Origin of the sequence: Kitasatospora sp. NPDC004745, assembly GCF_042873275.1 — a bacterium.
Taxonomy (GTDB): domain Bacteria; phylum Actinomycetota; class Actinomycetes; order Streptomycetales; family Streptomycetaceae; genus Kitasatospora.
In genome coordinates, this window is sequence record NZ_JBIALK010000019.1 from 37,080 (window position 1) to 62,614 (window position 25,535).

27 protein-coding genes and 1 pseudogene are annotated in these 25,535 nt (G+C 74.3%); 16 read left to right on the forward strand and 12 right to left on the reverse strand.

Annotated features, from left to right (window positions below):
- Positions 1-72: 72 nt before the first annotated feature.
- Positions 73-975: an alpha/beta fold hydrolase gene (locus ACFYUY_RS26870; protein WP_360213847.1), complete on the reverse strand. Its 903-nt coding sequence runs from the start codon at positions 973-975 to the stop codon at positions 73-75.
- Positions 976-1,192: 217 nt separating this feature from the next.
- Here ACFYUY_RS26870 and ACFYUY_RS26875 point away from each other — a divergent pair, with 217 nt between their 5' ends.
- The 3 genes from ACFYUY_RS26875 to ACFYUY_RS26885 all read left to right on the forward strand — a co-directional run bounded on the left by ACFYUY_RS26875 (position 1,193) and on the right by ACFYUY_RS26885 (position 2,674).
- The gene (locus ACFYUY_RS26875) at positions 1,193-1,852 is read left to right on the forward strand and encodes a TetR/AcrR family transcriptional regulator (protein ID WP_360213845.1); all 660 of its coding nucleotides are present in this window, start codon (positions 1,193-1,195) and stop codon (positions 1,850-1,852) included.
- 130 nt (positions 1,853-1,982) lie between these two features.
- Positions 1,983-2,210, forward strand: coding sequence for a DUF3107 domain-containing protein (locus ACFYUY_RS26880; protein WP_360213843.1), 228 nt, complete (start codon positions 1,983-1,985; stop codon positions 2,208-2,210).
- A 137-nt stretch (positions 2,211-2,347) separates the two neighbouring features.
- A complete protein-coding gene (locus tag ACFYUY_RS26885; RefSeq protein WP_360213841.1) occupies positions 2,348-2,674 on the forward strand; it encodes a hypothetical protein in 327 nt (108 codons plus the stop codon).
- 15 nt (positions 2,675-2,689) lie between these two features.
- Here ACFYUY_RS26885 and ACFYUY_RS26890 read toward each other — a convergent pair whose 3' ends face one another.
- Positions 2,690-3,418 (reverse strand): ferritin-like fold-containing protein, encoded by a 729-nt coding sequence (locus ACFYUY_RS26890; protein WP_387904392.1) that lies wholly within the window; start codon positions 3,416-3,418, stop codon positions 2,690-2,692.
- 374 nt (positions 3,419-3,792) lie between these two features.
- On the opposite strand from ACFYUY_RS26890, the pseudogene ACFYUY_RS26895 reads away from it, so the two are divergent.
- The 5 genes and pseudogenes from ACFYUY_RS26895 to ACFYUY_RS26915 all read left to right on the forward strand — a co-directional run bounded on the left by ACFYUY_RS26895 (position 3,793) and on the right by ACFYUY_RS26915 (position 9,416).
- Positions 3,793-6,166 (forward strand): annotated as a pseudogene (locus tag ACFYUY_RS26895) (DEAD/DEAH box helicase).
- Positions 6,163-7,038 carry an alpha/beta fold hydrolase gene (locus ACFYUY_RS26900; protein ID WP_387904394.1) on the forward strand — a complete coding sequence of 292 codons (876 nt, stop codon included), beginning with the start codon at positions 6,163-6,165 and terminating at the stop codon, positions 7,036-7,038. Before ACFYUY_RS26895 ends, ACFYUY_RS26900 begins: the two are co-directional and overlap by 4 nt.
- A 366-nt stretch (positions 7,039-7,404) precedes the next feature.
- Positions 7,405-7,563 (forward strand): hypothetical protein, encoded by a 159-nt coding sequence (locus ACFYUY_RS26905; RefSeq protein ID WP_360213911.1) that lies wholly within the window; start codon positions 7,405-7,407, stop codon positions 7,561-7,563.
- Positions 7,564-7,870: 307 nt separating this feature from the next.
- A complete protein-coding gene (locus ACFYUY_RS26910) occupies positions 7,871-8,509 on the forward strand; it encodes a DUF6758 family protein (RefSeq protein WP_360213833.1) in 639 nt (212 codons plus the stop codon).
- A 46-nt stretch (positions 8,510-8,555) separates the two neighbouring features.
- Positions 8,556-9,416, forward strand: a complete 861-nt coding sequence (locus ACFYUY_RS26915; protein WP_360213831.1) for a PHP domain-containing protein — start codon at positions 8,556-8,558, stop codon at positions 9,414-9,416.
- Between the two features lie 76 nt (positions 9,417-9,492).
- Here the strand turns inward: ACFYUY_RS26915 and ACFYUY_RS26920 are convergent, their stop codons facing one another.
- The gene (locus ACFYUY_RS26920; RefSeq protein ID WP_387904397.1) at positions 9,493-10,134 is read right to left on the reverse strand and encodes a suppressor of fused domain protein; all 642 of its coding nucleotides are present in this window, start codon (positions 10,132-10,134) and stop codon (positions 9,493-9,495) included.
- 429 nt (positions 10,135-10,563) lie between these two features.
- Here ACFYUY_RS26920 and corA point away from each other — a divergent pair, with 429 nt between their 5' ends.
- Entirely contained in the window at positions 10,564-11,685 is a 1,122-nt protein-coding gene (corA, locus tag ACFYUY_RS26925) for a magnesium/cobalt transporter CorA (protein WP_387904400.1), read from the forward strand.
- Positions 11,686-11,747: 62 nt separating this feature from the next.
- Here the strand turns inward: corA and ACFYUY_RS26930 are convergent, their stop codons facing one another.
- Positions 11,748-12,686, reverse strand: a complete 939-nt coding sequence (locus ACFYUY_RS26930; RefSeq protein ID WP_387904403.1) for a DMT family transporter — start codon at positions 12,684-12,686, stop codon at positions 11,748-11,750.
- A 132-nt stretch (positions 12,687-12,818) separates the two neighbouring features.
- Here ACFYUY_RS26930 and ACFYUY_RS26935 point away from each other — a divergent pair, with 132 nt between their 5' ends.
- The 4 genes from ACFYUY_RS26935 to ACFYUY_RS26950 all read left to right on the forward strand — a co-directional run bounded on the left by ACFYUY_RS26935 (position 12,819) and on the right by ACFYUY_RS26950 (position 16,641).
- Positions 12,819-13,358: a hypothetical protein gene (locus ACFYUY_RS26935; protein ID WP_387904406.1), complete on the forward strand. Its 540-nt coding sequence runs from the start codon at positions 12,819-12,821 to the stop codon at positions 13,356-13,358.
- A gap of 130 nt (positions 13,359-13,488) precedes the next feature.
- Positions 13,489-14,790 carry a magnesium transporter MgtE N-terminal domain-containing protein gene (locus tag ACFYUY_RS26940; protein ID WP_360213823.1) on the forward strand — a complete coding sequence of 434 codons (1,302 nt, stop codon included), beginning with the start codon at positions 13,489-13,491 and terminating at the stop codon, positions 14,788-14,790.
- Positions 14,791-14,857: 67 nt separating this feature from the next.
- Positions 14,858-15,424 (forward strand): DUF1003 domain-containing protein, encoded by a 567-nt coding sequence (locus ACFYUY_RS26945; RefSeq protein WP_360213901.1) that lies wholly within the window; start codon positions 14,858-14,860, stop codon positions 15,422-15,424.
- 56 nt (positions 15,425-15,480) lie between these two features.
- Positions 15,481-16,641 carry an Mrp/NBP35 family ATP-binding protein gene (locus ACFYUY_RS26950; RefSeq protein ID WP_360213821.1) on the forward strand — a complete coding sequence of 387 codons (1,161 nt, stop codon included), beginning with the start codon at positions 15,481-15,483 and terminating at the stop codon, positions 16,639-16,641.
- A gap of 148 nt (positions 16,642-16,789) precedes the next feature.
- Here ACFYUY_RS26950 and ACFYUY_RS26955 read toward each other — a convergent pair whose 3' ends face one another.
- The 4 genes from ACFYUY_RS26955 to sigE all read right to left on the reverse strand — a co-directional run bounded on the left by ACFYUY_RS26955 (position 16,790) and on the right by sigE (position 20,016).
- Entirely contained in the window at positions 16,790-17,467 is a 678-nt protein-coding gene (locus ACFYUY_RS26955) for a hypothetical protein (protein WP_360213819.1), read from the reverse strand.
- Positions 17,468-17,668: 201 nt separating this feature from the next.
- Positions 17,669-18,106 carry a sec-independent translocase gene (locus tag ACFYUY_RS26960; RefSeq protein WP_387904409.1) on the reverse strand — a complete coding sequence of 146 codons (438 nt, stop codon included), beginning with the start codon at positions 18,104-18,106 and terminating at the stop codon, positions 17,669-17,671.
- 156 nt (positions 18,107-18,262) lie between these two features.
- Positions 18,263-19,288 carry a zf-HC2 domain-containing protein gene (locus ACFYUY_RS26965; protein WP_360213815.1) on the reverse strand — a complete coding sequence of 342 codons (1,026 nt, stop codon included), beginning with the start codon at positions 19,286-19,288 and terminating at the stop codon, positions 18,263-18,265.
- A complete protein-coding gene (sigE, locus tag ACFYUY_RS26970) occupies positions 19,285-20,016 on the reverse strand; it encodes an RNA polymerase sigma factor SigE (protein WP_387904530.1) in 732 nt (243 codons plus the stop codon). Before sigE ends, ACFYUY_RS26965 begins: the two co-directional genes overlap by 4 nt.
- Positions 20,017-20,328: 312 nt before the next feature.
- Between sigE and ACFYUY_RS26975 the strand changes: the two genes are divergently transcribed.
- A complete protein-coding gene (locus ACFYUY_RS26975; protein ID WP_360213813.1) occupies positions 20,329-20,937 on the forward strand; it encodes an O-methyltransferase in 609 nt (202 codons plus the stop codon).
- A gap of 184 nt (positions 20,938-21,121) precedes the next feature.
- Here ACFYUY_RS26975 and ACFYUY_RS26980 read toward each other — a convergent pair whose 3' ends face one another.
- Complete coding sequence (locus tag ACFYUY_RS26980; protein WP_014137929.1) at positions 21,122-21,289, reverse strand: DUF3117 domain-containing protein; 168 nt, start codon at positions 21,287-21,289, stop codon at positions 21,122-21,124.
- A 298-nt stretch (positions 21,290-21,587) separates the two neighbouring features.
- On the opposite strand from ACFYUY_RS26980, the gene ACFYUY_RS26985 reads away from it, so the two are divergent.
- Positions 21,588-22,388 carry an enoyl-CoA hydratase-related protein gene (locus ACFYUY_RS26985; RefSeq protein ID WP_360213811.1) on the forward strand — a complete coding sequence of 267 codons (801 nt, stop codon included), beginning with the start codon at positions 21,588-21,590 and terminating at the stop codon, positions 22,386-22,388.
- 159 nt (positions 22,389-22,547) lie between these two features.
- Here the strand turns inward: ACFYUY_RS26985 and ACFYUY_RS26990 are convergent, their stop codons facing one another.
- Positions 22,548-23,168, reverse strand: a complete 621-nt coding sequence (locus ACFYUY_RS26990; RefSeq protein WP_387904414.1) for a DNA-3-methyladenine glycosylase I — start codon at positions 23,166-23,168, stop codon at positions 22,548-22,550.
- Positions 23,165-23,590 carry a DivIVA domain-containing protein gene (locus ACFYUY_RS26995; protein WP_360213807.1) on the reverse strand — a complete coding sequence of 142 codons (426 nt, stop codon included), beginning with the start codon at positions 23,588-23,590 and terminating at the stop codon, positions 23,165-23,167. Before ACFYUY_RS26995 ends, ACFYUY_RS26990 begins: the two co-directional genes overlap by 4 nt.
- Positions 23,591-23,769: 179 nt before the next feature.
- On the opposite strand from ACFYUY_RS26995, the gene folP reads away from it, so the two are divergent.
- Positions 23,770-24,582 (forward strand): dihydropteroate synthase, encoded by an 813-nt coding sequence (gene folP, locus ACFYUY_RS27000; RefSeq protein ID WP_360213897.1) that lies wholly within the window; start codon positions 23,770-23,772, stop codon positions 24,580-24,582.
- A gap of 93 nt (positions 24,583-24,675) precedes the next feature.
- Here the strand turns inward: folP and ACFYUY_RS27005 are convergent, their stop codons facing one another.
- Complete coding sequence (locus ACFYUY_RS27005; protein ID WP_360213805.1) at positions 24,676-25,485, reverse strand: TIGR00730 family Rossman fold protein; 810 nt, start codon at positions 25,483-25,485, stop codon at positions 24,676-24,678.
- Positions 25,486-25,535: the final 50 nt, after the last annotated feature.

Here is a 25,535-nt window from a genome sequence, read left to right on the forward strand (position 1 = left end):
CAATCCATCGGTCACATGCCTGGTTGCCACCTGAACGAGTGAACCGGCGTGACCTCGCCCGGAACGGGGCCGTTACCGGGCGGCCTCCGCGATCAGCTCGCGCACGGCCCTGGCCACCTGGTCGGGGTGCTCCATCATCGCGACGTGGCCGGACTCCGGCAGGACCAGCAGCCGGGCGTCGGCGAACGCCGCGCAGGCCCGCCGGGCCGAGCGGTAGCCGACCAGCTTGTCGCGCAGCCCGTACACCAGCAGCACCGGCGCCGGCACGTTCTCGGCCTGGCGCCACAGTGCCTGGTCGCCGCGCTCGGTGTAGGCCGAGACGATCCCGCGGGCCGAGCCGGTCAGCGCCTGCATCGCGTGCGGCACCTCCAGCCGGCGGCGGTACTCGGCCACCGCCTCGGCACGGGCCGCCGCGGACAGTCCGGCCGGGTCCCCGTAGACCAGCCGCAGCAGGTCCTCGGTGGCCTGCTCGGGGCCGCGCGCGTTCACCGGCAGGCGGCGCAGCAGCACGGGCAGCCCGGGCAGCGCGAGCAGGCCGGTCGACCAGGCGGAGCGCTGCGGCGGCAGCTCGGGCAGGGCCGGCGAGACCAGGGTGAGGCTGCGCACGAGGTCCGGGCGCAGTGCCGCCAGCCGGACGGCGACCGCGCCCCCGAGGGAGTTGCCGAACAGGTGGACCGGCCCGCGGCCGGCGGCCTCCAGGTAGCCGATCACCGCGCGGACGTGGCCGGAGACGCTGAGGTTGCCGTCGGCGGGCGGGCCGGAGCGCCCGAAGCCGGGCAGGTCCACCGCCTCGCCGTCGACCACGTCGCCGAGCCGGTCCATCAGGGCCGTCCAGTTGGCTGCGGAGCCTCCGAGGCCGTGCACGAACAGGCCCGGCTCCCGGCCGTCCGCCCCGTCGCCCGCGGCCGGGCGGTGCACCGCGAGCACCGCGCCGGGAACCTCGACCGTCCGCACCTGCTGCTCAGCGCCGCTCATGGTGGACGATGGTAGTGAGCCCCGGCCGGGGCCGCGGGGGCGGTCCGGCCGTTCCCTCCCCCGTCGCACCCCTGCCGATGCCGAGGTCAGCGCCGTATTGTGGGCTCCTGACAAGGAGGCCGAGGCCTTTTCTCGTTCCCGCCGAACGCGGAAGCGGTTACCGAAAAGTAGAATCGGCCCTCTTGCCAGCCCGGAACAACCCGAAGTGAGGAGCGCCGTGACGGCCATCCAGGAGGCGCAGGAGCGCCCGCGCGGTGCCCGCCTGCCGCGAAGCGCCCGCCGCGAACAACTGCTCGGTGCCGCCCAGGAGGTGTTCGTCGCCCAGGGCTACCACGCGGCCGCCATGGACGACATCGCCGACCGCGCCGGGGTCAGCAAGCCGGTGCTGTACCAGCACTTCCCCGGGAAGCTGGAGCTCTACCTGGCGCTGCTGGACAAGCACTGCGACGCCCTCGTCGAGTCGACCCGGGACGCGCTGTCGACGACCACCGACAACAAGCTCCGGGTCGCCGCGACGATGGAGGCGTACTTCAACTACGTCTCCAGCGAGTCCGGCGCGTTCCGACTGGTCTTCGAGTCGGACCTGACCAACGAGCCGGCCGTGCGCGAGCGCGTCGAGCGGGCCTCCGAGGCGAGCGCGACGCTGGTCAGCAAGGTGATCCAGGAGGACACCGACCTGCCGGAGTCGGAGTCCAAGCTGCTCGCCGCCGGCGTCTGCGGCCTGGCCCAGATCACCGCCCGCTACTGGCTCTCGCAGGGCCTGGAGATCCCCCGCGACGAGGCGGTGCGGCTGGTCGCCAGCCTGGCCTGGCGCGGCCTGAAGGGCTTCCCGATGCACCCGACCGGCGAGGGCGAGGCACCCTCCCAGCAGGGGTGATCCGGCGACCTTCGCCGCCGCGGTGATCCCGTGCTCTATGGTGAAGCCGTACGGCGCGGTCGCCGCGAACGCTTGTTCCAGGCGGGCGTCGTCCGCGCGTGGAGGCTGCAACCCCGGAGGGACGGAAGTCGTGGAGGTCAAGATCGGCGTGCAGAACGCGCCGCGCGAGATCGTGATCGAGAGCTCGCAGACTGCCGATGAGGTCGAGAGCGCGGTCGCGAAGGCGCTGGAGGGCTCCACCAAGCTCTTCGCGCTGACCGACGAGCACGGCCGCCGCGTCATCGTCCCGGCCGAGCGCCTGGCGTACGTGGAGATCGGCGAGCAGGCCGTCCGCAAGGTCGGTTTCGGCACCGCCTGAGGCGACGTCCGAGCAGCGCACCCGGTGCCCCGTTCCCCCCGTGGGAGCGGGGCACCGCTGCGTGTACCGCCCGGTGGGCCTGGGTACGGCGTCAGTGCGGCCGGCGGCGCCGCGCACCCGTCCCCGGGGAGGCAGTCTTGCTGGTCGAGTCGATCGCCTTCGCCCTGGTCGGCCTGGTCACGGGCCTGACCGCGCTGCTGGCCCGGCCCGCGTACTTCCCGGCGGCCCGTTCGCTCACCATGGGCACCGCGCTGGCGGCGGCCCTGCTGGGCGGGGTGGTCGCGCACTTCTGCCTGGACGGGCGGTACCCGGTCGGTGCGGTGGCGGCCGCGGTGCTGGCCTCGGCGGTGCTCACCTCGGCCCTGGCCCGGCCGGACCTGGCCGCCGGGCGGGCCCCGGCGCACCGGCACCACCCGCACCGGGCCGGCGCCCACCGCGCGCCGCGGCGGCACCGGCCCGCGTAGGTCCTGTCCGGTGGGTCAGGAGGCCAGGCCCAGGGCGGCCATCCGCCGGGTGTGCGCCTCGGTGATGCGGTTGAACATCTTGCCGACCTCGACCAGGTCGAAGCCCTGCACCCGGACGCCGCCGACCAGCAGGTTGGACAGCGCGTCCCGCTCGGCCACCACCCGCTGGGCCTGGCTGAGCGCCTCGCCCATCAGCCGCCGGCCCCACAGGGCGAGCCGGCCGCCGGCCCGCGGGTCGGCCTCGATGGCCTGGCGCACCTTGTCCACGGCGAACTGGGCGTGGCCCGTGTCGGACATGACGCCGAGCACCAGCTCGCGGGTGTCGTCGTCGAGCCGGACGGCGACCTCCCGGTAGAAGTCGGTCGCGATGGCGTCGCCCACGTAGGCCTTGACCAGGCCCTCCAGCCAGTCCGAGGGCGCCGTCATCCGGTGGAACAGCTCCAGCGGCTCGACGAAGGGGCGCATCGCCTCCTGCGGGTCGGCACCGACCTCGGCGAGGCGGTCGTGCAGCCGCTGGTAGTGCTGGAACTCCGCGGAGGCCATCCGGGCCAGGGCAGCCTTGTCCGCGAGGCCCGGCGCCAGCTTGGCGTCCTCGGCGAGGCGCTCGAAGGCGCTCAGCTCGCCGTACGCGAGCGCGCCGAGCAGATCCAGCACCGCCGCCCGGTACCCCGGGTCGGCCGAGCACGCGGCCCAGTCCCCGATCGAGCCGGCCGCGGCGTCCTGCGTCTCACCATGGGTCTCCATGACCCGTCACCTTAGTCCCGACGGCCCGGCTCCCCCACCACCGGACGCACCCGGGTGACCGGCCGGAATCCCGGTTCCGGCCGTGGTCGCCCGGGGCAATGTCAGACGCGTCACGTGTTCGAGTCGTCGCCTGACTGTATGGTGGTACGGAGCCCCGTCGTGCTCGCACGGTGTCACCGCCGTCTCGGTGCCCCGCGCAAGCCCGCTCCCTAGCGGCGACGTCCACCCGGACGCGTCCGCACCGGAGGCACGGGTACTCACGTACGCGGATGCCCGGTCGGAGAGCCGATCGGCTCCGACCATGGCTTGGACTTCAAGCCTTGGCACCGCATCAGTGGCCGAGCGAGGGCCGCCGAGACCGCGCCCCCTGGCGCATGGTCCCGCGCAGGTCCCTCACGGGAATCCTCCCCGACGCCGCCGGCGACGCGCCCCGCACCGGGCCGCGCGCACCGGCCGGCCGCAGGGACCGGCGCGGTTGTGCGTCCGCGCAGCTGTCTCAGGGCCGTCCCGGCCCGTACGCAGCCGCGCGGCTGCCCGCCCGCCGCTCGCTCTCGGCCCCTCCACACGGAAGAGGCAGCACCCTGTCCACCACCGCTGAACCCATCAAGACGACCTTCCGGGACCTGGGAATCCTCCCGGAGACCGCCGAGGCCCTGGAGGCCGTCGGCATCGTCCATCCCTTCCCCATCCAGGAGATGACCCTCCCGGTCGCGCTGACCGGCCACGACGTCATCGGCCAGGCCAAGACCGGCACCGGCAAGACCCTCGGTTTCGGCCTCCCGCTGATCGAGCGGGTCATCGTGCGCGCCGACGTGGACGCCGGCCGGGCCACCGAGGAGCAGCTCTCCGAGTCCCCGCAGGCGCTGATCGTCGTCCCGACCCGCGAGCTCTGCACCCAGGTCACCAACGACCTGCAGACCGCCGGCAAGGTCCGTGACGTCCGCGTCCTGGCCGTCTACGGCGGCCGCGCCTACGAGCCGCAGGTCGAGGCGCTCGCCAAGGGCGTCGACATCGTGGTCGGCACCCCGGGCCGTCTGCTGGACCTCGCCGGCCAGAAGAAGCTGAACCTGTCCAAGGTCCGCTCGCTGGTCCTGGACGAGGCCGACGAGATGCTCGACCTGGGCTTCCTGCCCGACGTCGAGAAGATCATCACCATGCTGCCGGCCAAGCGGCAGACCCTGCTGTTCTCGGCCACCATGCCGGGCCAGGTCATCAGCCTCGCCCGCCGGTACATGAGCCAGCCGACCCACATCCGGGCCGCCGCCCCGGACGACACCGGCACCACCGTCGCCAACATCGAGCAGCACATCTTCCGTGCCCACTCGCTGGACAAGGTCGAGGTCGTCTCGCGCATCCTGCAGGCCGACGGCCGCGGGCTGGCGATGATCTTCTGCCGGACCAAGCGCACCGCCGCCGACGTCTCCGACCAGCTGACCCAGCGCGGCTTCGCGGCCGGCGCGGTCCACGGCGACCTCGGCCAGGGCGCCCGCGAGCAGGCGCTGCGCGCCTTCCGCAACGGCAAGGTCGACGTCCTGGTCTGCACCGACGTCGCCGCCCGCGGCATCGACGTCGAGGGCGTCACCCACGTCGTCAACTACCAGTGCCCCGAGGACGAGAAGACCTACCTGCACCGGATCGGCCGCACCGGCCGGGCCGGCGCCTCGGGAACCGCGGTCACGCTGGTCGACTGGGACGACATCCCGCGCTGGCAGCTGATCAACAAGGCGCTCGAGCTGCCGTTCAACGACCCGGAGGAGACCTACTCCACCTCCGCGCACCTGTACGAGCTGCTCAAGATCGCGCCGGGCACCAAGGGCGTCCTGCCGCGCTCGGAGCGGACCCGCGCCGGGCTGAACGCGGAGGAGGTCGAGGACCTCGGCGAGACCGGCGGACGCGGTGCGCGCGCCGCCCGCGGCCGCGGCGGGCGCAGTGGCCCGGCCCGCGAGGCCGTCGAGGCCGCCGTGGCGACCGAGGAGCAGCCGCGCCGCACCCGTGAGCGCCGCCGCACCCGGCGGGGCTCGGTGGTCGGCGAGGGCGAGGCCGGTACGGCCGTCGAGACCGCGTCGGCCGTGGCCGTCGAGGGCACCGAGGGCGAGGCGGCTCCGCGCCGCCGTCGCCGCCGTTCGCGCGGCGCCGCCGGTGAGGCCGCCGTCGCCGTGACCGAGACCGTCGAGGCCGTCGTGGCGGCTCCGGTGGCGGAGGCTCCGGCCGCCGAGGCCGTCGCCGAGGAGAAGCCGGCCGCGCGCCGCACCCGGACCCGCAAGCCGAAGGCGGAGGCCGTCGAGGCCGCCACCGAGGCCCCGGCCGCCGAGGCCGTCGCCGCGGAGGCCCCGGCCGCCGCGGAGAAGAAGCCCGCCCGGACGCGCACCCGCAAGCCGAAGGCGGAGGCCGTCGAGGCCGCCACCGAGGCCCCGGCCGCCGAGGCCGTCGCCGCGGAGGCCCCGGCCGCCGCGGAGAAGAAGCCCGCCCGCACCCGGACCCGCAAGCCGAAGGCCCAGGCCGAGACCGCCCCGGCGGCGGCCGAGGCCCCGGCCGCCGAGGCCGTCGCCGAGGTTCCGGCCCCGCGCAAGCGCACCCGCACCCGCAAGGCCGCCGCCGCCCCGGAGGCGACCCCGGAGAGCTGACGCACCCCCGCCCCGGAGGGGGCGGGCCCGGCCGATCGCGGCCCGGCCCGCCCCCTCCGGCGTTCCCGGGTTCCCCGATACGCTCGGGTTACCGGCCAGTCGCCCGCAGGAGAGCAGCCCATGAGCACCCCGCCGTTCCTCACCCTCCCCCGCTGCGCCCGGGCGCTGCGGCTGTCGACCGCGCGCGGGGAGTTCGCCGCGCTGCGGGCCGAGCCGGACGGGCCGGTGCGCGGCTCGGCGCTGCTGGTACCGGGCTTCACCGGCAGCAAGGAGGACTTCATCGCCCTGCTGGAGCCGCTGGCGGCGGCGGGCTACCGGGTGACGGCGGTGGACCAGCGCGGCCAGTACGAGACCGGCGGCCCGGACGACCCGGCCGCCTACGCGGTCGGCGCGCTGGGGGCGGACGTCCGGGCCCTCACCGCGGCCGTCGCCGCGGAGGGCGTCCCGACGCACCTGCTGGGCCACTCCTTCGGCGGGCAGGTGGTCCGGGAGGCGGTGCTGGCCGCCGCGGCGGACGGCCCGTCGCCGTGGCGCTCGCTGACCCTGATGTCCACCGGCCCGGGGGCGATCGACCCGGCCGAGGCGGCCCGCACCAAGCTGCTGCTGGACGCCCTCCCGGCGCTGAGCCTGGAGGAGATCTGGCAGGTCATGCAGCAGATGGAGGAGGGCTCCGGGGACCAGCGGCAGCGCCCGGACCAGGCGGTCGCGCAGTTCCTGCACCGCCGCTGGCTGGCCAACGTCCCGCTGGCGCTGACCGTCACCGGGGGCCATCTGGTCGCCGCCCCGGACCGGGTGGCAGAGCTGGCCGCGGCCACCGCCGGCCTGCCGGTGCTGGTGCTGTCCGGGGTGCGGGACTACGCCTGGCCGGTGCCGGAGCAGTCCGCGATGGCCCGGCGGCTGGGCGCCCGCCGGGTGGTCGTCGAGGACGCCGGTCACTCCCCCAACGCCGAGCGTCCGGCCGCCACGGCCGCGGCGCTGGCCGACTTCTGGGGCTGACCGCCCCGACCCCCGGGAGTGGTCTGAACCACTTTTCGAAGTTCGACCGTCCTCAACACGGGACAAAATTCATTAGTTACGGTAATCTTTGATTCTGTCCGGGAATCATCACCGGCCTCCAGGTCATCGCGAACCATCCGAAACCTGGACTTTACGGACGGGCAACGGCCCGGTAGCACCGCCACGACACCGTGGTTCACGAGGCACCAGACGCACCGGGCAAGAGGGGGACCCTTGCCGCAGCAGGCAGCCGAACGCACGAACCGAACGGTCCGGACTCACCGCCGGACCCGCACGACCCCGAAAGGGCTGATACCGACTCAGCCGCGACCGCCCCGCCCCGCGGGGCCAGGAAAGGAGACGCCCATGACGAAGACCATGCGCTTCGAGATCGTCCGACTGGACGACGCCAACGGCTCCGCCACCGACCGCGTGATCGCCGACGCCGACACCGTCCGCGAGCTCGTCCAGGCCGCCGCCAGCACCGGCGAGCGACTGCTCATCCGCCCGTGCCCGACCGTCTGACCACGCGCGGCGCCTCCGACCCGGAGACCTCACCCGCCGCCGACGAGCCCGGAGCGTCCGATCCGGACGTACCGATACCCGACTGACGCCCCGTCACCGCGATCGCCGATGACGGGGCGTCAGTGCGTTCGGACCCGTCGCCCCCGACGTTTGCCGCCGCCCCCCACGGGACATCCCCCAACGGGAACCGCCCGCACCGCGCCCACCGCGCGCGCCGGACGGGCCCGCCACCGACAGGTACCGCCGAGCCCTCCGTACGGGTGATCGTCCTTGACGCGGCGGTCCGGAGGGAGGAGCGTTGTCGGCTATGAGGGGCGAGCCCAGCTGCCCGAGGTGCGCCGGTCGGGTCCGCGCCCCCGGTCTGTTCTCAGACACCTGGCAGTGCGACCGGCACGGAGCCGTGCACCCGATGCAGCCGGTGCTGCCGCCGAGCGTGGAGGCCCTCGGCGTGGCCGTCGCCCGTTCCCAGGTCCCCGTCTGGCTGCCCTGGCCGCTCCCGGTCGGCTGGCTCTACACCGGCATCTCGCACGTCGGCGACGACGTCTCCGGCGCCCGGGCCACCGCCGTGGCCTGCGCCGGCCCGGCACCGCTCGGCGGCTTCGGCGAACTGGTGCTGGTCGCCGAGGAGCTGGGCGTCGGCCTCGGCGCCCGCTACGCCGGGATGCCCGGGCCCGACCCGGGCGACTCCGTCGGCCTCTACAAGCCCGCCGACGCCAAGCTGATGGCCGCCGGCCGGCCCACCCCGATGTTCCACGTCCCGGACGCCCCGGCCGACCGCGCCGTGTTCGTCGGCGAGGCCAGGGGGCTCTGGCTCTGGGCGATCGCCTGGCCCGAGCAGTCCGCCCTGGTGATGTACGACGAACTGGTGCTCACCGACCTGCGCGAGGCCGGCGCCGAGCTGGACCTGCTCCCCTGCGGCGCCCTCTCCCCCCGGCTCCTCGGTTGAACGGCTTATCCTGGGCCGCACCCACGAGCCCCCAGGAGCCCGCCCCGTGCGCATCGACCTGCACGCCCACAGCAACGCCTCCGACGGCACCGACAGCCCGGCCGAGCTGGTCGCCGCGGCGGTGGCCGCGCGGCTCGACGTCGTGGCGCTCACCGACCACGACACCGTCGCGGGCCACCGGGAGGCCGAGGAGGCCGTCCGGGCGCTGCCGGCCGGCACCCGGCTGACCGTCGTCCCCGGCGCCGAACTGTCCTGCGTCGTGGGCGACGTCAGCATGCACCTGCTCGCGTACCTCTTCGACCCGGACGAGCCGGCCTTCGCCGGCGAGCGGGAGCTGGTGCGCACCGACCGGTTCCGGCGCGGGCGGGCGATCGTCGAACGCTGCCGGGAGCTCGGCGCCGACATCAGCTGGGAGCAGGTGCAGCGGATCGCCGGGGCCGGCTCGGTCGGGCGGCCGCACATCGCCAGCGCGCTGGTCGAGGCCGGGGTGGTGGCCACCGTCTCCGACGCCTTCACCGCCGACTGGCTGGCCAACGGCGGCCGGGCGGACGTCCGCAAGCACGAGACCGACCCGGTCGAGGCGGTCCGACTGGTCCGGGCGGCCGGGGGCGTCCCGGTCTTCGCCCACCCCGGAGCGGTCAAGCGCGGGCGGACCGTCTCGGACGAGGTGATCGCCGACCTCGCGGCCGCCGGGCTGGCCGGGCTGGAGGTCGACCACACCGACCACGACGAGGAGACCAGGCTGCGGCTGCGCGGACTGGCCGGCGAGCTCGGACTGCTGGTCACCGGCTCCAGCGACTACCACGGCAGCCGCAAGACCGTCCGGCTCGGCGAGCACACCACCGACCCGGACGTGTACGAGGCGCTGCTGGCGCAGGCCACCGGCGCGAAGCCGATCACGGGCTGACGCCCCGCCCGGCCGGCGTCGCTGCCGGCCGGGCCCGTCGGCCGGACCCGTCGGCCGGGCTGGCCGGCCCGGCCGGTCAGTCCAGCCGGACGCCGCGCCGCTGCGGGTCGCGCAGGTCGGTGCCCTGGTTCAGCCAGCGCTCCTGGAGCGCGGCCGCACCGTGCACCCGCTTCCAGCCGGCCTCGTTGGGCGTCATCGGCAGCAGCGGCAGGAAGCGCACCGGATCGGCCGGTTCGTCCAGTTCCAGGTCCGGCACCAGACCGCCCGGTTCGGCGGCCAGCACCGAGGTGAAGGGCGCGCCCTCCCAGAGCGGGGCACCCAGGTCCAGCGAGCCGCCCGGGGCCACCACCAGGCCCTCGACCTGCGGCGTCGCGGCCAGCGTCGCCAGGCTGCGCAGCACGCTGTCGCGCCCGCCGCGGACGGTCAGCACCAGCTCGGCGCGCGGGCCGCGCAGCTGGTCGGCGACCATCGCCGTCGGGTCGGCCATCGGCGCGGCGGACATGCCGAGCGTCGCGTAGCGGACCAGTCCGTCGGCGTCGGGGCCGAAGCGCAGCACCTCGATCCGGTCGGTGCCGAGGAAGGTGACCGCGGCGCGGCCGCTCGGCTCACCGAAGGTGGCGATCAGCCGGGCCTCGACGGCCGCCAGCACCGCCTCCCGGGAGAGCGCCGGGGAGCTGCCGCCGTGGGGATCGCCGAAGAGCGGGAAGTCGTGCGCCATGCCGGTGAGCGTAACCCGCGGGGGCCGGCCGACCGCGTGCGGGCGGGCCAGGGCAAAGACTCGGGAAACCCCGCGGCATCGATGACCGGTCAGATGTTAGGGTGAGCGACTGGCCACCGGAAACGCTGCGTTTCCCGGGGCGGCGGCGCGAAGGAGGTGGTTGCGGTGGATACCGGCCGACCATGCAGTACCGGCAGCTCTACCCGGCCCCGAACTCCCCGTACCCCTCGCCACGCAGGCTGAACCGGCTGAACCAGCCGAAGTAGCCCGGGCAAGGCCGGACGCGGGACGGACCGGCCGGGAGAGCACCCCTCATCCCCTTCACCGGTGTTCTTCGCCGTCGCACCACGGCCACCCGTTCCTCCCCCGGCCCAGGCCCGGGGGGATCCCGCGCCGCCGTGCGGCGGCTCCTGTCCCAGGGAGCCTGCCATGTCGATGATCAACAGCCTGCGCGCCGCCGTCCGCACCAACCGCCGTCGTTCCGCGGCCGGCGTGTACGACGCCGTCCCGGTGGGCGCCGGCTCGGCGGTCGTCGACTGCGCGGTCTACCAGCACGGCAAGCGCAACGGCGAGACCTGCAGCCCGCGCGAGGCCGCCCGCCGGGTCAAGGCGTCGCACCAACTCGCCGAGGGCAAGGGGTCGTTCAGCTGGATCGGGCTGCACGAGCCGACCGAGGACGAGTTCGAGGGCATCGCCCAGCGCTTCGGCCTGCACCCGCTCGCGGTCGAGGACGCGGTGCACGCGCACCAGCGCCCCAAGGTCGAGCGCTACGACGACGTGCTGTTCGCCGTCTTCAAGACCATCCGCTACGTCGAGCACGACCAACTCACGCCCACCAGCGAGGTGGTGGAGACCGGCGAGCTGATGGTCTTCGCCGGGCGGGACTTCGTCATCACCGTCCGGCACGGCGGCCACGGTTCGCTGCAGGAGCTGCGGCACCGGCTGGAGGCCGACGCGGACGAGTCCGGGCTGCTCGCCAAGGGCCCGTCCGCGGTGCTGCACGCGATCGCCGACCACGTCGTGGACAACTACCTGCTGGTCGCCGAGCGGCTGCAGAACGACGTCGACGAGATCGAGTACGGCGTCTTCTCGGCCAAGGGAGGGCGCAGCTCCGACGTCGGCCGCGTCTACCAACTCAAGCGCGAGGTACTGGAGTTCAAGCGCGCCGTGGTGCCGCTGCTGCGCCCCATGCAGCAGCTGTCGGAGCCCCTGCAGCGCCTCGTCGACCCGGAGATCCAGAAGTACTTCCGGGACGTCGCCGACCACCTGGCCCGGGTCACCGAGCAGGTGCACGGCTTCGACGAGCTGCTGAACTCCCTGCTGCAGGCCAATCTGGCCCAGGTCTCGGTGGCGCAGAACGAGGACATGCGCAAGATCACCGCCTGGGCGGCGATCTTCGCGGTGCCCACCATGATCACCGGCGTGTACGGCATGAACTTCGACTACATGCCCGAGCTGCACCACGAGTACGGCTACCCGATGGTGCTCGGCGCGATCGTCCTGATCTGCATCGGCATGTACCGGGGCTTCCGCCGCAACGGCTGGCTCTAGGACCTGTCTTCGAACCCGCGTCTGCGGGGCGACGCCGGGGGTTTGAAGACAGGCCGTAGGCCCTACCCCTCGGCCCGGCGCCGGCCGCCCCGGGCGACCAGCACCAGGCCGAGCAGGATCAGCACCACCGCCGGGTAGGCCGCCACCGGCGGCCACTGGCCGAGCCAGAGGGCGGCGATCAGGGCCGCGCCCGGGGTCTCCAGGAGGATCGCCGTGGACGTGATCGAGGGGCCGAGGGTGCGCACCACGCGGTTGCTCAGCGAGTGGCCCAGCAGCTGCGCGGCGACCATCAGCAGCACGATCTGCCACCACACCCCGGCCGGCCAGCCGGCCAGCGGGGTCCCGGCGACCAGGCAGATCACCAGCAGGCCCACCGCCGTGGTGGCGTAGCAGACCAGCGTGTACGCCGTGGTGCTGACGGTCCTGCGGACCTCGGCGCCCAGCAGCATGTACCCCGCCGCGGCCAGGCCCGCGCCGAGCGCGAGGGCGTCGCCGAGCAGGGCGCGCGAGGAGAGCGAGAGGTCGACGCCGGTCAGCACCAGCACACCGGCGAAGGCCACGCACATCCCGAGCCACACCAGCCGCGGCGCCCGGACGCCGAACAGCCGCATCAGCAGGATCGTCCACAGCGGGGTGGTGGTGACCAGCGCCGTCGCCGAGGCCACCGAGGTCATCCGCAGGCTGGGCATCCAGAGCGCGAAGTGCACGGCGAGCAGCGCGCCGGCGGCCGTCGCGAGCAGCAGCGCCCGGCGGCCGATCCCGCGCAGCTCGGCGCGGTGGCGCAGCAGCGCGTAGGGGCCGAGCACGCCGACCGACATGACGTTGCGCCAGAACGCGATGGCCAGCGCGGGCGCGGCGGTGGCGCTGATCAGCGGGCCGGACAGCGAGATGCCGGCGATCGAGACGGCGAGCAGCACCAGGTCGAGGGTGGGGAGGGGGTGGCCCGGCCGGACGGTGTCGGCGGCGGGTGCGGGGGCGGTCGCGGGCCGGGCGGCGGGCACGGCGCTCCTCTGCTGGGTGACGTGGACGAGGGGCTCCTACGGTAAGGCCCGTGAGCCGGGCACGGAGCTGTCGCCCGGGGGCTGAGACACTCCGTGGACGGCGGGCGAGCCCGAGGCCGTACGCTGTCCGCCATGGACCGTACGCCTGCCGCCGCGACCTCCGACGACTTCCTCGACCAGGCCCTGCTGGAGGAGGCCGCGAAGAAGTCCAGCCTCCTCTGGGTCCGCGCGGAGGGCCAGGAACAGGCCCGCCCGCTCTGGCACGCCTGGCACGACGGCGCGGTGGTGGTGGTCGGCGACGGCGGCGAGCAGCCGCTGCACGGCCTGGTGGCCGGCTCCGACGCGGTGGTGACCGTCCGCAGCAAGGACAAGGGCGGCCGACTGACCGGCTGGAACGCCCGGGTGTCCGAGCTCGCCCCGAACGGCGAGGCCTGGCTGGGCGCCGTCGAGGAGCTCAAGGGCAAGCGGCTGAACGCGCCCGACACCGACACCATCGGCGACCGCTGGGCCCGCGAGTGCCGGGTGCTGCGGCTGGAGCCGGCCGGCGCCCTCACCGAACGCCCGGACGCCATGCCGGACGGCTCGCACGCCGCCCGGCCGATGGACACCCCGGCCACCACCCGCCGGCCGATCCCGGCCGGTCTGCCCAAACTGCTGTTCAAGCGCCGCTAAAGGTTCACGCCCGGGCCTCCGCGGCTGTGTACGGTGCCTCGTCGGGCCGGGGCACCGACGCGCGGGTAGCCTAGGCCCCGGGTGCGCCCCGGCGTGCCAGGCACCGGCGTCGAGCGAGTCGAGGGAGTTCATGGCAGGGCCAGGTACCCGGGTCTTCATCTCCCACCTCTCGGCGCTCGCCGTGTTCGACCCGAACGGCGACCAGGTGGGCCGGGTCCGGGACGTGGTCGTCTCGCTGCGGCTCGGCGGCCGCCCCCCGCGGGTCCTCGGGCTGGTGGTCGAGGTGGTCGGCCGGCGCCGGATCTTCCTGCCGATGACCAGGGTCACCAGCATGGAGTCCGGTCAGGTGCTCACCACCGGCGTGATCAACCTGCGGCGCTTCGAGCAGCGCCCGTCCGAGACGATGGTGCTCGCCGAGCTGCTGGACCGCACCGTCACCTGGTCCAAGACCGGCGAGGAGGTCACCGTCCTGGACGTCGGGATGGTGCAGACCCGGCTGCGCGAGTGGGAGATCAGCAAGGTCTTCGTCCAGATCGGCCGGGCCGGCCGGCTGCGCAAGGGCAAGGGCGAGCGGCTCACCCTGGACTGGCAGGACGTCACCGGCTTCGCGCTGCCCGAACAGGACCAGGGCGCCGCCAACCTGCTGGCCACCTTCGAGCAGCTGCGCGCCGCCGACCTCGCCAGCGTGATGCACCACCTGTCCGCCAAGCGCCGGGCCGAGGTGGCCGCCGCCCTCGACGACGAGCGGCTCGCCGACGTCCTGGAGGAGCTGCCCGAGGACGACCAGATCGAGATCATCGGCAAGCTCCAGGACGAACGCGCCGCCGACGTCCTCGAGGCGATGGACCCGGACGACGCCGCCGACCTGCTCTCCGAACTGCCCGGCGACGAGGCCGAGCGCCTGCTCCAGCTGATGGAGCCGGACGAGGCCGAGCCCGTCCGCCGCCTGCTGTCGTACGAGGAGAACACCGCCGGCGGTCTGATGACCACCGAACCGGTCGTCCTGGAGCCGGACGCCACGGTGGCCGAGGCCCTCGCCCGGATCCGGGTCCGCGACCACAAGCCCGCGCTGGCCGCGCAGGTGTACGTGTGCCGGCCGCCGAACGAGACCCCGACCGGCAAGTACCTGGGCACCGTGCACTTCCAGCGGCTGCTGCGCGAACCCCCGTACGTCCTGGTCGGCTCCCTCGTCGACGACGACCTGGACCCGCTGCCGCCGGACACCCCGCTGTCGCTGATCACCAGCTACCTGGCGACCTACAACCTGGTCTCGGCGCCGGTCGTCGACGAGGCGGACCACCTGCTCGGCGCGGTCACCGTCGACGACGTGCTCGACCACCTGCTGCCCGAGGACTGGCGCGAGGCCGCCCTGCACGGCCACGACGATGCACAGGACGACGACACGAGGGAAGAGGTGCGTGGTGGACGCTGACCGCAAGGGACGGCGGGAGGAGTCCCCCCGCCAGCGCCTCCAGAGCGAGCTGCGCCAGCTCCGGGAGCTGCGCAACCGCGAGGGCGGCCGGGAGCGGCGCACCGAGACCTCCTCCACCGGCCCGTCGCGCAGCCGGCTCGACCAGCCGCGCACCGCCCGGCCCGGCCTGATCAGCCTGCCCTCGTACGACCCGGAGGCGTTCGGCAAGCTCTCCGAGCGGATCGCGCGCTTCCTGGGCACCGGCCGGTTCATCGTCTGGATGACGGTGGTGATCATCATCTGGGTGGCCTGGAACACCCTGCTGCCCGAGGACGTGCGGTTCGACAGCTACCCGTTCATCTTCCTGACCCTGGTCCTGTCCCTCCAGGCCTCCTACGCGGCCCCGCTGATCCTGCTCGCGCAGAACCGCCAGGACAACCGGGACCGCGTCAACATGGAGCAGGACCGCGCCCGCAGCGACCGCAACATCGCCGACACCGAGTACCTGACCCGCGAGGTCGCGGCCCTGCGCCACGGGCTCGGGGAGGTCGCCACCCGCGCCTTCATCTCCTCCGAGCTGGGCAGCATCCGCACCGAACTCCAGTCGCTCCTCAAGGAGATCGACGAGCGCCGGGAGTCCGCCGAGGCGCTGTGACCGGCGGCACGCTACCGACTGGTTAAGGGGCACCCCCCGCGCCGTACCATCAAGGCATGGCCAACGAGACAGAGGTCGCGGCCGGCGTCACGGAGGATTCCGTACGCCAGGCGCTGGCGACCGTCAACGACCCGGAGATCAACCGCCCGATCACCGAGATCGGGATGGTGAAATCGGTCGCGATCGCCGAGGACGGCGCCGTGCACGTCGCGGTCTACCTGACCGTCTCCGGCTGCCCGATGCGCGACACCATCGTCACCCGGGTCCGCGAGGCGGTCGGCAAGGTCCCGGGCGTGACCGGTGTCGAGGTCGAGCTCGACGTGATGAGCGACGAGCAGCGCAAGGAGCTCTCCCAGCTGCTGCGCGGCGGCGCCCCCGAGCGGGAGATCCCGTTCGCCAAGCCGGGCACGCTGACCCGCGTCTACGCCGTCGCCTCCGGCAAGGGCGGCGTCGGCAAGTCCTCGGTGACCGTCAACCTGGCCGCCGCGATGGCCGCCGACGGGCTGAAGGTCGCCGTCGTGGACGCCGACATCTACGGCCACAGCGTGCCGCGCATGCTCGGCGTCGAGGGCCGGCCCACCCAGGTCCAGGACATGATCATGCCGCCGCAGGCGAACGGCGTGAAGGTCATCTCGATCGGCATGTTCACCCCGGGCAACGCCCCGGTCGTCTGGCGCGGCCCGATGCTGCACCGCGCGCTGCAGCAGTTCCTCGCCGACGTGTACTGGGGCGACCTGGACGTGCTGCTGCTGGACCTGCCGCCCGGCACCGGCGACATCGCGATCTCGGTGGCGCAGCTGGTCCCCAACGCGGAGATCCTGATCGTCACCACCCCGCAGATGGCCGCCGCCGAGGTGGCCGAGCGGGCCGGCACCATCGCGGTGCAGACCCACCAGAAGATCGTCGGCGTGATCGAGAACATGTCCGGCATGCCGTGCCCGCACTGCGACGAGATGATCGACGTCTTCGGCACCGGCGGCGGCCAGGTCGTCGCGGAGGCGCTCACCCGCACCGTCGGCGCGACCGTCCCGGTGCTCGGCTCGATCCCGATCGACGTCCGCCTGCGCGAGGGCGGCGACGACGGCCGCCCGGTCGTGCTCGCCGCGCCCGACTCCCCCGCCGGCGCCGCGCTGCGCGCCGTCGCCGGCAAGCTCGGCGGCCGCCAGCGCGGCCTGTCCGGCCTCTCCCTGGGCCTGACGCCCAAGAACAAGTTCTGACCCCGGGCCCACGGGGCGGAACTGACGGACCGACGGACCGGAGGCCGGGTGGTGCCCACCACCCGGCCTCCGGCGTCCGCGGCGGCGGGGCGGGCCGGCGCGGGCCCCGGGGCGGCCGGCAGGACCGGCCCGGCGGGGCCTGCGGGGCCTACGGGCGGGTGTAGGCCGCCAGGTCCGGGACGGTGGCGAAGCCGGCGCCGTAGGCGCTCACGCCACGGCCGTACGCACCGAGCAGGACGCCGGGGGCCTCGCCCGCGAGCACCCAGCCGTACTCCGACTCGCGGTAGCGGAAGGGCTGCGGGAGGCCGTTGACCGGCAGGCTCAGGGTGGACCAGCCGGGGCCGGCCAGGTCGTCGGCGAGGTCCCAGGCGAGGCTGCTCTGCTGGTCCAGCCAGTCCTGGCGCAGCGCCCGGTCGAGCTGGCCGGGCCAGGTCGAGGCGAGCAGGCCGGAGCCGGCCAGCCAGGCCGCCGAGGAGGCGGAGGTCGCCTCCAGGGTGCCGGTGTTGTCGGCGCTGCGGCGGCTGTCCCGGCGGGCCACCGTGACCACGACGGCGAAGCGGCGCACGTCCCGCGGCTCGTACTGTCTGGCCGGCTCCTCGCCGTGGCCGAGGGTGCCGTAGTCGACGCCGCCGGCCGCCCCGGCGCGGGGGCCGCCCGCACCGGCCTGCATCAGGTAGCGGCGGCCGGTCCAGCCGTCGTCCAGGCCGTACCAGGGGAAGTCGGCGGACAGGTAGGGCACCAGGGGGTCCGCCGGACCGGCCTGCCCGCCGACCACCGGGCCGCCGGCCGTGGCCGTCGTCCCCACCGACTGACTCGTCGCGTCCATCCCCGGACCTCCTCAACCGCACGTTTGCCTGCCGTGGCGCGCTCCCATCGTGGCGTACCGCGGCGCTCCCGGGGGCCGTTCCTGGCCCGCGACCGGGCGGAATGTGACGGACGGCTCATCGGGAGCAATCAGCACAATAGCGGCGCACACGCCGGCGCCCGGCTCAGCCGGGCGGCCGGGCGGGGCGCGGTCGGTACGTGCTCAGGTGGCGTCGGGGTCGAACGGGGGCCGCTCGCCGGGCTGCAGCGGGGCGCCCGCGGCGGCCGCGGGCGGGGCCGCGGGCTTGTCGAAGCTGACGCTGCCGCTGCGGCCGTTCACCGGCGCCGCGGGCTTGTCGTCCAGCACGGAACGGATGTCGAGCGAGTCCTTCATGTCCTTGAGGCCCAGCGGGTCCTCGTTGCCGCCCAGCAGCTGCTTGCGCACGAAGGTCTTGGGGTGCAGGTCCTCGAAGTCGAAGTCCTTGAAGTCCGGGCCGAGCTCGCTGCGGATGTCCTCCTTCGCGTTGTCCGCGAAGGACCGGACCTTCCGGATGAAGCCCATGGTGTCCTGGATCAGCTTCGGGAGCTTGTCGGGGCCGAAGATGATGATCGCCATCACGATCAGGGTCAGGATCTCCAGCCCGCCTACATCGCTGAACACCTAAGCTCCCTAGCTCGTCGGACGACGGTTCCTACAGGGTAATGGCCACCGGCGGGTCCCTGGTCCACGCTGTGATGAAGCCGTGGTAAAGACCTGCCGGTGGCCGGGGCCGTCGCGCCGGAGTCCGGACGATGGGCGGGCTCTCGGGGTCCGGCCCTAGTAGCCCGTCTCCTGGTGCAGGGCGACGAGGCCGCCCGGGGGGCGTTCCGGGGCCGGGGGCGGGGTCGCGTTGCGGGTCGCCGCGACGGGGCGGCCGGGGAAGTCCACCGGGACCTGCCCGGTCATCGGGACCAGCCCGCCGCTGCGGCCGGTGCTCCCGTTGCTGCCCGCCGGGCTGACCGAGGTGCCGTGCTGGTCCTCGCCCTGGGTGCTGAGGCCGCCGACACCGCCGAGCGTGACCGCGGCGACCGAGAAGGCCCCCGCGGCGGCGAAGACGAAGCGGCGCCCGCGCGGGGCGGCGGCGCGCACCTGGGCGGCGGCCGCCCGTGCCGGGACGGGGCTCGCGGGGTGGCCGGCGGCGTCGGGGCGGGCCGAGCGCCGGCCCATCAGCGGACGCAGCACCGCGCCGCCGCGCCCGAACGCCCGCGGGTCGACCCCGGGCACCGGGGCTCCGGCGCCGAGCGCGCCCGCGCCGAAGGAGGCACCGGCGCCGCGGCCGAAGGTCCCGCCGTTGAGCCGGCTGCCGCCGAGCGTGCCGGGGGCCGTGGTACCGCCGCCGGGCAGGTCGTCGTCGTCCCCGCGGCCGGCCGGCCAGTCGGTGTCCGCCGGGTCGCCGTCCGGCAGGGCGCCGACGGCCATCAGCCGGGCCATCAGCCCGGTGGACGGCCCGGGCGTGCCGGTGCGGGTCAGCAGGTGCTTGACGGCGCGGCCCTCGTCGGCCTCGGCGAGGCACTGGGGGCAGGTCGCCAGGTGGGCCTGGACGCGCTCGCGCGAGTCGTGGCCGAGCTCGCCGTCCAGGAACGAGGAGAGGCGCTCACCGAGGTGGTGTTCCTCGGCGGGGGGCTCGGTGGGGCGCACCGGCACGGCGCGCAGCGCCGTCTCGCCCGGCAGCGCGACCGCGGGGGGTACCGGCTCGGCGGGCTCGTCGTGGCCGCGACGGCCCGGCAGGGCCCAGCTCCGCCGGGTGGCGGACCGGCCGGACGCGTCCGACTGGCCCGGCCCGGACCGGCCGGTTCCGCTCACGATCGCCTCCGTCCGCGCGCACCGGGCGCGACCGCGCCCTCGACGGCGGCGGCGCCGACCGGCACCGGCTCCTCCGAGCCGCCGCGGCGCTCCCGCCCGGGGGCGGAGCCGGGGGCCCGGTGCTTGAGCGCGGCGCGCAGGTGGGAGCGGCCGCGGTGGATGCGGCTGCGGACGGTGCCGAGCTTGACGCCCAGCGTGGCGGCGATCTCCTCGTAGGAGAGGCCCTCGATGTCGCAGAGCACCACGGCGGCCCGGAACTCCGGGGCGAGGGTGTCCAGGGCCTGCTGCACGTCGGCGTCGAAGTGGGTGTCGCTGAAGTGCTGGGCCGGGCTGGGCTCGCGGGAGGCGAGCCGCTCGGCCGCGTCCTCGCCGAGCGCGTCGAAGCGGATGCGCTGGCGTCGGCGGACCATGTCCAGGAACAGGTTGGTGGTGATCCGGTGCAGCCAGCCCTCGAAGGTGCCGGGGGTGTAGGTCGACAGCGAGCGGAACACCCGGACGAAGACCTCCTGGGTGAGGTCCTCGGCGTCGTGCTGGTTGCCCGTCAGGCGGTAGGCCAGGCGGTAGACGCGGGCGCTGTGCGCCTCGACGATCTCCTCCCACGTGGGCGGAGTCCAGGTCTGCGCGTCGGGGCCCTCGGTGAAGGTCGCGAGGGCGGGGGCCTCGGTGGTCCCGGCGGCCGGCGTTTCGGCGGCCGGCTGGTCCAGGTCGGAGTGCGCAGGCTGGTTCATCACGGGCTTCGGCGTACGGGCCGACGCGGTGCCGCGGGAGTGCCGCCGCACGGGGACGTCGCCCTCGGCCACACCTCCTCGGTCGGCTCTTCTGCCCAGCAGGGCCACCACCATATCCACCTCACCCGTCAAGCCCGGATAAAAGTGCCCGGGAGGTCTCCCGTACCCGGTCCTCCCTGACAACGGCCCGCCGCCGTACGCGGTTCCCGGTCGGCCAGTAATCTGTGGCAGGAAATATCGACTTCCCCCGGCGCCGGGCCGTCACCCGGGGCTCCGAAAGAGGCAGCCATCAGCGACTTCGGGCCCGCGCGCGTGGCCCTCGCCGACACCTACGTCGGCGAGGACGCGGTGCTGACCTACGCCCGGGCGCAGTCCGCGCGCACCGGGATACGGTCGATCGGCCCCAGCGGCGGGGCCTGCCTGCGGCTGCTGGCGGCCGCGCTGGACGCCAAGGCGGTGGCCGAGATCGGCACCGGGACGGGCGTCTCCGGCGTCTACCTGCTGCGCGGGATGCGGCCGGACGGCGTGCTCACCACGGTGGACTCGGAGCCGGTCCACCAGCAGCTGGCCCGCGAGGCCTACCAGGCGGCCGGGTTCGCCGCCAACCGCTCGCGGTTCATACCGGGGCGGGCGCTGGACGTCCTGCCGAGGCTCGCCGACGGCCAGTACGACCTGGTGTTCTGCGACGGCGACCCGGCCGAGTCCCGGGAGTACCTGGCGGAGGCGCTGCGGCTGCTGCGGCCGGGCGGGATGGTCTGCTTCGAGGGGGTCTTCCAGGAGGGCCGGCTGGCCGAGCCGGAGCTGCAGGACCCGCAGACGCACGCGGTGCGCGAACTGGTCCGGGACGTCCGGGAGAGCGACGCGCTGCTGCCGGCGCTGCTACCGGTCTCGGACGGGCTGCTCTGCGCCGTCAAACGCTAGGGCCGTCGAAGGCGCCGGGGCCGTCGGACGCCAGGGCCGTCGAACGCGCCGACCCCGTCGGACGCCGGGGACCGGACCGCGCCCCGCCGCCGGTCGCGACGGGGAAACGCGCGGGCCCGGGCGACATGACGTCGTACCCGGGCCCGGCGGCACATCTCCAGGAGATGGCGAGCACCTGCTGCGGTCAGCCGCAGGCCTTCTTCAGGGCCTCGCCGAGGGCGTCGGCCTCGTCAGGCGTGAGCTCCACCACCAGGCGTCCGCCGCCTTCGAGCGGAACGCGCATGATGATGCCCCGTCCCTCTTTGGTGACTTCGAGCGGGCCGTCACCCGTCCGCGGCTTCATGGCCGCCATGCTCGTTCCCCTTCCTGCAACCGCTCAGCTACGCACCGGCAGTCCGTCCACCGCCGGTATCGAACGCATTGATCGGAAGCCATTATCCCGCATGCCACGGCCTGATGACCAACATCACTCTCGGTGCAACCTCGGCCGGACCGCCCCCAAGCACCGCAATTGCCGTCATAAGCCCCGGCGTGGCGGCCGTGCGCACGCCACCGGAAGGTGCGATACCTCACACTCCCCAGCCGGACGGGTGCTCCGGCATCCTGGCACACGACCGACACCGAGACGATCACAAGGGAGCCCCTCGCCCATGTCCGATTCCGTGCTGTACGAGCTCGAGGGCGGCCTGGCCGTCATCACCATCAACCGCCCGGAGGCCATGAACGCCCTGGACGTCGCGACCAAGGTCGCGCTGCGGGACACCGTGACCGCCGCGGCCGCCGACCCGGCGGTGCGGGCGGTGCTGCTGACCGGCGCCGGCGAGCGCGCGTTCTGCGTCGGGCAGGACCTGAACGAGCACCTGACGATGCTGAAGCGCGCCGACGAGACCGGCGAGGGCGCGCTGCGCACCGTCGCCGAGCACTACAACCCGCTGGTGCGGGCGCTGGCCGGGATGCGCAAGCCGACCGTCGCCGCGGTGGGCGGGGTGGCGGCGGGCGCGGGCGCCTCGCTGGCCTTCGCCTGCGACTTCCGGATCCTGTCCGACCGGGCCGGCTTCAACACCGCCTTCACCGGGATCGGCCTGACCGCCGACTCGGGCGCCTCCTGGACGCTGCCCCGGCTGGTCGGGCACGCCAAGGCCACCGAGCTGCTGATGCTGCCGCGGACGGTCAAGGCCACCGAGGCGATGGAGCTGGGACTGGCCACCAAGGTCGTCCCCGCCGAGGAACTCGCCGCCACCGCCCGGGTGTTCGCCCGGGAGCTGGCCGAGGGCCCGACGGTGGCCTACGGCGCCGTCAAGGAGTCGCTGGCGTACGGCGCCGCGCACTCGCTGGACGAGCTGCTGGACAAGGAGGACGAGCTGCAGACCCTGGCGGGCGAGAGCGAGGACCACCGGATCGCGGTCCGCGCCTTCATCGCCAAGGAGAAGCCGACCTACCTGGGCCGCTAGGGGGTGTCTTGTGGATCTTGTCGGTTAGGTTGCGGCGTCAGGGTGCGTGCATCGCAAGGCGGAGGAGGGAGTCCATGCGGAGCATCGGCGACCGACGACAACGCGGCGAGGTGCGTGCCCTGACGCCGCGGCCGCGGCAGTGATCCACAAGACACCCCCCTAGGACCCGCCGGGTCCCGCCGCCGCTCCGGCGGCGGCCCCGGTGCGGACGTGGCAGTCCGCCAGGTGGTCGTCGACCAGGCCGCAGGCCTGCATCAGGGCGTAGGCGGTGGTCGGGCCGACGAAGCGGAAGCCCGTCCGCTTCAGCTCCTTCGCGAGCGCCGTCGACTCGGGCGTGACGGCCGGCACCTCCCCCAGGGTGCGGGGGGCCGGCCGGTCCGGGGCGGCGGCGAACCGCCAGATCAGCGCGTCCAGGCCGCCGTCCAGGTCGCGGGCGACCCGGGCGTTGGCGATGGCCGCCTCGATCTTGGCGCGGTTGCGGATGATGCCGGCGTCGGCGAGCAGCCGCTCCACGTCGGCCTCCCCGAACCCGGCGACCTCGGCGATGGAGAAGCCCGCGAACGCCGCGCGGAAGCCCTCCCGGCGGCGCAGGATGGTCAGCCAGGAGAGCCCGGACTGGAAGGCCTCCAGGCAGACGCGTTCGAACAGGGCGTCGTCCCCGTGCACCGGGCGGCCCCACTCGGTGTCGTGGTAGACCCGGTAGTCGTCGGTGGAGTCGCCCCAGCCGCAGCGGAGCAGGCCGTCCGCACCGAGCACCGCCCCCTGCGCGGGGGTGGTCACTGGTCCTTCACCGGCTTCGCGTCCTCGGGCTCGTCCTTGGTGAGCACGACGACCGGTTCGACGACCTTCGCGAACTCCTCCAGGCCGGGCAGCGGCTCGGCGCCGGCGTCCGGGCCGTTGGTCGCCTCGACCGCGCCGCGCAGGTGGGCGGCGGCCTCCAGTTCGGCGATCCGCGAGTCGCGGTAGGCGAGTTCGGCGCCGAGGCGGTCCAGGACGTCGTCCACCTCGTCCATCCGGTAGCCGCGGACGGCCATCGGCAGCCGCAGGTCGTCGACGTCCGCCTTGCTCAGCGGACGGTCCTGCGGCAGGCGGGCCGCGAGGCGGTCGGGCACCGCCTCCGGCATCGAGCCGCCCCCGCCGAGCGCCACCAGCGCGGCGCCACCCACCACCACGGCCATGGCGACCACGATCACCCAGAACACGAGCTGTCCTCCCGAACTTCCGGCCGCTCCTCGTCAGGGTGCCGATTACCAAACTGATCATGACAGCATGGTCCCTAGTGAGGCCGGGGGCCATCATCGCACCCGCAGGAGCTGTGGAGGAGACATCGGTGGCACTGCGCCTGGGACCGCGGGAATTCGGCGACGACGAGCTGGTGATCATGGCGATCGTCAACCGGACGCCGGACTCGTTCTTCGACAAGGGCGCCACCTTCGCGGACGAGGCCGCGTTCGCCGCCGCCGACCGTGCGATGGCCGAGGGCGCGGCGATCCTGGACATCGGCGGGGTGAAGGCCGGGCCCGGTGACGAGGTCACGGTGGAGGAGGAGCTGCGGCGCACCGTCCCGTTCGTGGCCGAGTTGCGCAAGCGCCACCCCGGGGCCGTGATCAGCGTGGACACCTGGCGGCACGAGGTCGGCGACGCGGTCTGCGAGGTCGGCGCCGACCTGCTGAACGACGCCTGGGGCGGGGTCGACCCGAAGCTCGCCGAGGTGGCCGCGCGCCACGACGTCGGGCTGGTCTGCACCCACGCGGGCGGCGCGGAGCCGCGCACCCGCCCGCACCGGGTCGGGTACGAGGACGTGATGGCGGACATCCTGCGGGTGACGGTCGGGCTGGCCGAGCGCGCGGTGGAGCTGGGCGTGCGGCGGGACGCCGTGGTCATCGACCCCGGGCACGACTTCGGCAAGAACACCCGGCACTCGCTGGAGGCGACCCGGCGGCTGCCGGAGATGACCGCCACCGGCTTCCCGGTGCTGGTCTCGCTGTCCAACAAGGACTTCGTGGGCGAGACGCTGGACCGGCCGGTGAACGAGCGGCTGCTCGGCACCCTGGCGACCACGGCGGTCTCGGCCTGGCTGGGCGCCCGGATCTACCGGGTGCACCAGGTCGCCGAGACCCGCCAGGTGCTGGACATGGTCGCCTCGATCCGGGGCACCCGCCCCCCGGCGGTCGCCCGCCGGGGCCTGGCGTGAGCCCTCGCCCCGGGGGGCGCGGCCCGCGCGGGCGGGGTGCCGCCCGGGGCCCGACGGGCACCGCCCGCCGGGCGGGGGCTGGATGTGCAGCTGCTAGATCTCGTTCACCGGCCGGCGGGCGTCGGCGAGGATCTTCATGACCTCGTCGATCTCGTCGGTGATGTGGAAGAGCTCCAGGTCGTGCGGGGCCGCCTTGCCCTGGGCGACCAGGGTGTTCTTCAGCCACTCGTAGAGGCCGCCCCAGTACGCGCTGCCGAAGAGGATCACCGGGAAGCGGGTGACCTTCTTGGTCTGCACCAGGGTGAGCGCCTCGAACAGCTCGTCCAGCGTGCCGAGCCCGCCGGGCAGCACCACGAAGCCCTGGGCGTACTTCACGAACATCGTCTTGCGGACGAAGAAGTAACGGAAGTTCAGCCCGAGGTCGACGAACTCGTTGAGGCCCTGCTCGAAGGGCAGCTCGATGCCGAGGCCGACGCTCAGCCCGCCGGCCTCGGAGGCACCGCGGTTGGCGGCCTCCATGGCGCCCGGGCCGCCGCCGGTGATCACCGCGTAGCCGGCCTCGGCGAGGGCCCGGCCGATGGCCACGCCGGCCTCGTACTCGGGCGAGTCGGCCGGGGTCCGGGCCGAGCCGAAGACGCTGATCGCGGGCGGGAGTTCGGCGAGGGCGCCGAAGCCCTCGACGAACTCGGAGGTGATCCGCAGCACCCGCCACGGATCGGTGTGCAGCCAGTCGGTCGGACCGGTGGTGTCCAGCAGGCGCTGGTCCGTGGTGCTCGTGCCGACCTGGTCCCGGCGCACCAGCACCGGACCCTTCTGCTTCTCGGGCCAGGCCTTCTTCTTCCGCGGCGCGCCGACCTGCTCGGGGCCGTGTCCGTAGCTCTTCTCGTCTCCTGTGCCTGTCATGACGAAACCCTACGCCCGGAGATCCCCGTTTTCAGGCAACGGGGGAAGGT